Origin of the sequence: Micromonospora phytophila (genome assembly GCF_023656545.1) — a bacterium.
Taxonomy (GTDB): domain Bacteria; phylum Actinomycetota; class Actinomycetes; order Mycobacteriales; family Micromonosporaceae; genus Micromonospora; species Micromonospora phytophila.
Window position 1 is genome coordinate 1 of the sequence record NZ_JAMOKF010000352.1, and the last position, 5,279, is coordinate 5,279.

At 74.4% G+C, this 5,279-nt stretch carries 6 protein-coding genes; 5 read left to right on the plus strand and 1 reads right to left on the minus strand.

Annotated elements, in window-relative coordinates; genetic code table 11:
- Positions 1-314: 314 nt before the first annotated feature.
- Positions 315-986 carry a bifunctional DNA primase/polymerase gene (locus NCC78_RS27080; RefSeq protein WP_250798003.1) on the minus strand — a complete coding sequence of 224 codons (672 nt, stop codon included), beginning with the start codon at positions 984-986 and terminating at the stop codon, positions 315-317.
- A gap of 250 nt (positions 987-1,236) precedes the next feature.
- On the opposite strand from NCC78_RS27080, the gene NCC78_RS27085 reads away from it, so the two are divergent.
- The 5 genes from NCC78_RS27085 to NCC78_RS27105 all read left to right on the plus strand — a co-directional run.
- Entirely contained in the window at positions 1,237-2,466 is a 1,230-nt protein-coding gene (locus NCC78_RS27085) for a helix-turn-helix domain-containing protein (RefSeq protein ID WP_250798005.1), read from the plus strand.
- A gap of 16 nt (positions 2,467-2,482) precedes the next feature.
- On the plus strand, positions 2,483-3,067 hold the full coding sequence (locus tag NCC78_RS27090; RefSeq protein ID WP_250798006.1) for a flavoprotein: 585 nt from the start codon (positions 2,483-2,485) through the stop codon (positions 3,065-3,067).
- A gap of 260 nt (positions 3,068-3,327) precedes the next feature.
- Positions 3,328-4,158, plus strand: a complete 831-nt coding sequence (locus NCC78_RS27095) for a Nif3-like dinuclear metal center hexameric protein (protein WP_250798012.1) — start codon at positions 3,328-3,330, stop codon at positions 4,156-4,158.
- Positions 4,155-4,895, plus strand: coding sequence for a zinc ribbon domain-containing protein (locus NCC78_RS27100; RefSeq protein WP_250798007.1), 741 nt, complete (start codon positions 4,155-4,157; stop codon positions 4,893-4,895). The genes NCC78_RS27095 and NCC78_RS27100 overlap by 4 nt, the downstream gene beginning before the upstream one ends.
- Before the next feature lie 4 nt (positions 4,896-4,899).
- The coding region (locus tag NCC78_RS27105) for a reverse transcriptase-like protein (RefSeq protein ID WP_250798008.1) at positions 4,900-5,279 on the plus strand (380 nt) is incomplete at its 3' end.

Consider the following 5,279-nt stretch of genomic DNA (forward strand, 5'->3'; position numbering starts at 1 on the left):
CGGGGTGGGTCAGCGGATCGGGCGGTGGGTGTTGGCCGGGCGGGAGCCGAGCGGGCGGGGGCGCCCGGGTCGGGAGCCGGCGGGCCGGGTGCCAGCCCAGCGCCGCCCCGGACGGTGGTGCCGGGGCGGCTCGGCGCCGCCCTGGTGGCGCATCGTGTCGTCGGTGGACATGCAAACCCCCGCTCCCGGCGCGTGTACGCCGTCGTGGTGCTCAACGAGCACGGGCCCCCAGGCGACGCTGCCGGCCGGCCGGCAGCGTCCTGAACGGGTGCCGGCCGGCGGCCCTGACGTGGCCAGACGCCTCAGGCGACCGCTCACATGCCTCGGCGGGGCAGCGGCAGGTGCCCGGGAAGCAGGTCGGAGGTGAGCGTCACCCCGCCCGCCCGCAGTGCGTCGATCAGCGTGTTCTGCACCAGGTACGAGTCCGGCAACTGCCAGCGGGCCTGTTCCGGCGCGACCGCCCACCGGACGGGGCCCTCGGGCAGCCGGGTCGGTGGTGCCGGGATCCACGATCCGGGCCCGTGCCGGACCACGTGGAAGCAGTGGTCGAGTTCGGGGCGGAGCGGGTCGCCGGGGCGAACCAGGAACATCCAGCGCCCGGTCGGAGTCGCCAGCACCGGCCCGCGTACGCCGACGCCGGCCGGGTGCGTCTGCACGGCGTCGAGCACGTGCCGGCCGAGGTGGGCAGGGACCTCCAGCACGTCGAAGGCCCGCCCGGTGGGCAGCAGTACGCCGTGTGGCCGGCTCCGCCACCAGGTCGCCACCCGGGCCGGGTCGGCGCTCGCCGCCAGCTCCCAGTTCTTCAGCGCGGGGTGACAGCCGACCGTCGGGCAGCCGGCCCGCCCGCAGACGAAGCGGCTGCGGGCGAGGCAGGCACCGGGGGTCACCTCCCACCCGTGCGCCGCGTAGCGCACGGCGACCCGGCGCAGCCGTACCCGCTCCAACGGCGACAGTTGAGCGACGCGCGGTCCGACATTCCCCCACATGTGTGCCATCTCCCCTCGGCGGACCCGGTCGGCACCCAGGCCGCATGTCGAGCACCGTCACTGCCGTAACCCGCGATCGTTGAGTTGACGAACGGCTGATGCAACTTGCACGAAAACTATGAGGACTGGCTGTACGGCTGACGTACACGCTGTGCGACCAGCGGAAACCTGAGATCTACCGAGCGACCGCAACCGCGAGGAGGCCAGCCGGCGAGGGTCGGAGTCGCAGGGCAGGGGAGGGATGGGCGACATGGACGAGTTACCCATTGGGCGGCGGGTGGCGTACTGGCGGGGGCGACGCAAGATGTCGCAGCAGGTCTTCGCGGACCGGTTGGGCAAGTCGAAGAGCTGGGTGGACAAGGTCGAGCGGGGGGTGCGCCGGCTGGACAAGTTCTCCGTCCTCTACGAGATAGCCGACATCCTCCAGGTCGACGTGCAGCTGCTGCTCGGCAAGGATCCGGAGCGGCGCATTGACGCGTTGAACTGCATCGACCAGGTCGAGGTCCAGGAGATCCGGGCGGCCCTGGAGCGGTACGACTCGATGAGCGCGTACTTCGACGCCGCGCCGTACCCGCCGCCGCTGGCGGACATGCGCAAGGCGGTCAACCACGCCTGGCTCACCTACCAGTACGGCCGCTACGGGATGCTCACCCGGGCGCTGCCGAAGCTGCTGCGCGACGCCCAGGCCGCCGACGCCGGTTACCGCGGCGACCAGGCCCGCGAGGCGGCCCACCTGCTCGGCCAGGTCTACCAGATCACCTCGTCGGTGCTGCGCAAGCTGGGTGAGTGCGAGCTGGCCTGGCTCGCCGCCGACCGGTCGATGGCCGTCGCCCAGCGCGCCGACGACCCGCTGCTCGCCGGCATCGCCACCACCCGGGTGTGCAACGCGCTGGTCGCGATGGGCCGACCCCGCCCCGCCCTCGAGCTCAACGTCACCATCGCCAACCGGCTGGCCCCCGGCGGCGGCAACGAGGCGTCCCCGGCCCGCCTGTCGGTCTACGGGATGCTGCTGCTCCAGGGCGCGATGGCCGCCGCCCGGATCGGCGACTCCGCCACCGTCGACGACCTGATCAACGGCGCGCAGGAGGCGGCCGTCCTGCTCGGCGCCGACGAGAACCACTACTGGACCTCGTTCGGGCCGACCAACCTGGAGCTGCACCGCGCCGCCGCGGCGGTCGAGCTGGGCGACGGCGGCCGTGCGGTGGAGGTCCACCAGCAGCGGATCCAGGAGCCGTCGTTCAACGCGCTGCTGCCCGAGCGCCGGGCCCACCACCTGCTCGACATCGCCCGGGGCTTCGCACAGGTCGGCGACGTGGCCAACGCCGGCGAGATGCTGCTCCGCGGCGACCGGCTCGCCCCTTCCGAGATCCGCTGCCGGCCGATCGCGCACGAAGTGATGGCCGAGATCCTGCGTCGCACACGTGGTGCGCCGCCTTCTCCGATTGCGGAGTTGGCTGAGCACATGGGAGTTGGGGTATGAGCGCGGAGCCGGCCTGATGACCGGCCCGCACCCGAGCAGCGAGCGCCGCGCGGTGCTCTACGTCATCGCCTGCGGTTCGCCGCTGGCGCGCCACGTCGGTCGGCTCGTCGAGCTGGCCCAGCAGGACGGGTGGGACGTCTGCGTGGTCACCACGCCGGACGGCGCCAAGTTCCTCGACCCGGTCGCCCTGGCCCGCCAGACCGGCCACCCGGTACGCACCAGCTACAAGAACCCCGGTGACCCGGACGTGCTGCCGCCCGCGGACGCGATGATCGTCTGCCCGGCCACGGTCAACACGGTCAACAAGTGGGCGGTGGGAATCACCGACACGCTCGCGCTAGGGCTACTGGTGGAGGCGCAGGGCAAGGGGGTACCGCTGGTGGCGGTGCCGTACACCAACGCGGCGATGGCCACCCACCCGGCCTTCCGGGCCGGCATCGCCCGGCTCGCCGAGTGGGGGGTGACGGTGCTCTTCGGCGACCAGTTCTTCCCGCTGCACCCGCCGGGCGCCGGGGAGCGCCACCTGCACGCCTTTCCCTGGGCGCTGCCGCTGGCCGCGCTGCACGAGCGGCTCTGCCCGGTCGGCCAGGCCGTGGCCTGACGGCCGCCCAGCCCGACTCGGGCGCGCAGTGGCCGTCGTGGCACGCCGCCGCCGTCCGGCCCCGTCCCGTGGCACGCGCCGCCGTCCGGTGCCGACCGGCCCGTCCCCGCCGGGTTCCCGTGGCCCGTCGTCGCCCTCCGGGCGGCGGCTCGCGCCGGATGGCGGTCGTCGCGTCCGGGTGGCGACGCCCCCGGGCGGGGTCCGCGCCGGTAAGCTGGCCCGCCGTGAGCACTACCGCAGTTCCGCCGACCGTCGCCGACGTGGTGGCCGAGCTGGAGCGGCGCTACCCGCCGTCCTGGGCGGAGGACTGGGACCGGGTCGGGCTGGTGCTCGGCGAGCCTTCCGCCCCGGTACGCCGGGTGCTCTGCGTGGTCGACGTGGTGCCCGAGACGGTCGCCGAGGCGCTCGCCGCCGGCGTGGACATGATCGTCGCCCACCACCCGCTGCTGCTGCGCGGGGTCTCCTCGGTCGCGCCGACGACCTACAAGGGGCGGATCATCCACCAGCTGATCAAGGCGGACGTGGCGCTGTACGTCGCCCACACCAATGCCGACGTGGCCGATCCGGGGGTCTCCGACGCCCTCGCCGCCCGGTTCGGGCTGACCGGCCTGCGCCCGCTGCACCGGCCCGCGCCCGGCTCGCCGGCCCACGGTGCCGGCCGGGGCGTCGGCCGGATCGGCGAGCTGCCGGAGCCGATGACCCTCGCCGAGCTGACCCGGCACGCCGCCGCCGTGCTCCCCGTCACGGCGTGGGGAGTTCGCGCCGCCGGGGATCCCGGGCGTATGGTTCGTACCCTCGCCGTCAGCGGCGGCGCGGGGGACGGCTTCCTGGCCGACGCGACCGCGGCCGGGGTGGACGCGTTCCTCACCGCCGACCTGCGGCACCACCCGGCCGGCGAGCACCTCGCCGCCGACGGCCCCGCCCTGCTCGACGCCGCCCACTGGGCGACCGAACGACCCTGGCTGGACGCCCTGGCCGCCCTCCTGCGGGAGGCGCCGGGTGTCGAGACCCTGGTGTCCGACCTGGACACCGACCCGTGGACCGTACACGCCGCCCCACCCGCGGTGGACGACAAGGAGCCCCGACCGTGAAGGCTGACCCGAAGGTCCAGCGCCGACTGCTCGATCTCCAGGCGATCGACACCGCTCTCACCCAGCTGGCGCACCGGCGGCGCACGCTGCCCGAGCGGGCCGAGTTGGAGGCGCTGGCCCGCGAGCTCTCCGCGCTGGAGGACGATCGGGTCCGCGCCCAGGTGGCGGTCGACGACCTGGACCGGGACATCGCCCGGCTGGAGAAGGACATCGACCAGGTGCGGGCCCGCAAGAGCAAGGACGAGACCCGGCTCGCCGCCGGCACCGGCCCGGCGCGGGAGCTGGAGGCCCTCCAGCACGAGCTGGTCTCGCTCAACCGGCGCCAGGGCGACCTGGAGGACGCCGAGTTGGAGCTGATGGAGCAGCGGGAGACCGCGCAGAGCGTGCTGGACGGCGTCGAGCAGCGCCTCGCCGAGACGCGGGAGAAGCGGGAGGCCGCCGAGCGGCGCCGCGACGAGGCGCTGGCCGGGATCGCCAAGGAGGAGGAGTTCAAGCGCGGCGCCCGCCAGCCGCTCGCCGCCGACCTCCCGGCCGACCTGATCACCCTTTACGACAAGGTCCGGGAGAACTCCGGCGGGCTGGGCGCGGCCCTGCTCACCGGTGGCCGCTGCGGCGGCTGCCGGCTGGAGCTCTCCGGCGCCGACCGGGCCCGCATCGCGAAGGCCGAAGCCGACGAGGTGGTCCGCTGCGAGGAGTGCCGCCGGATCATGGTCCGTACCAACGAGTCCGGCCTGTAAGCCGATGGCGCCGCGCGTGGTCGTCGTCGAGGCCGACGGCGGGTCCCGGGGCAACCCCGGCCCGGCCGGCTACGGCGCGGTGGTCCGCGACCAGGAGACCGGCGAGGTGCTGGCCGAGCGCTCCGAGTCGATCGGGACGGCCACCAACAACGTCGCCGAGTACAAGGGCCTGATCGCCGGGCTGGAGGCCGCCGCCGAGCTGGGCGCCACCGAGGTCGATGCCCGGATGGACTCCAAGCTGGTCGTCGAGCAGATGTGCGGGCGCTGGCAGATCAAGCATCCGGGGCTGCGACCGCTCGCCGCGCAGGCGGCCGGGCTGGTCGGCCGCTTCGGCGCGGTCCGGTTCAGCTGGATCCCCCGCGAGCGCAACAAGCACGCCGACGC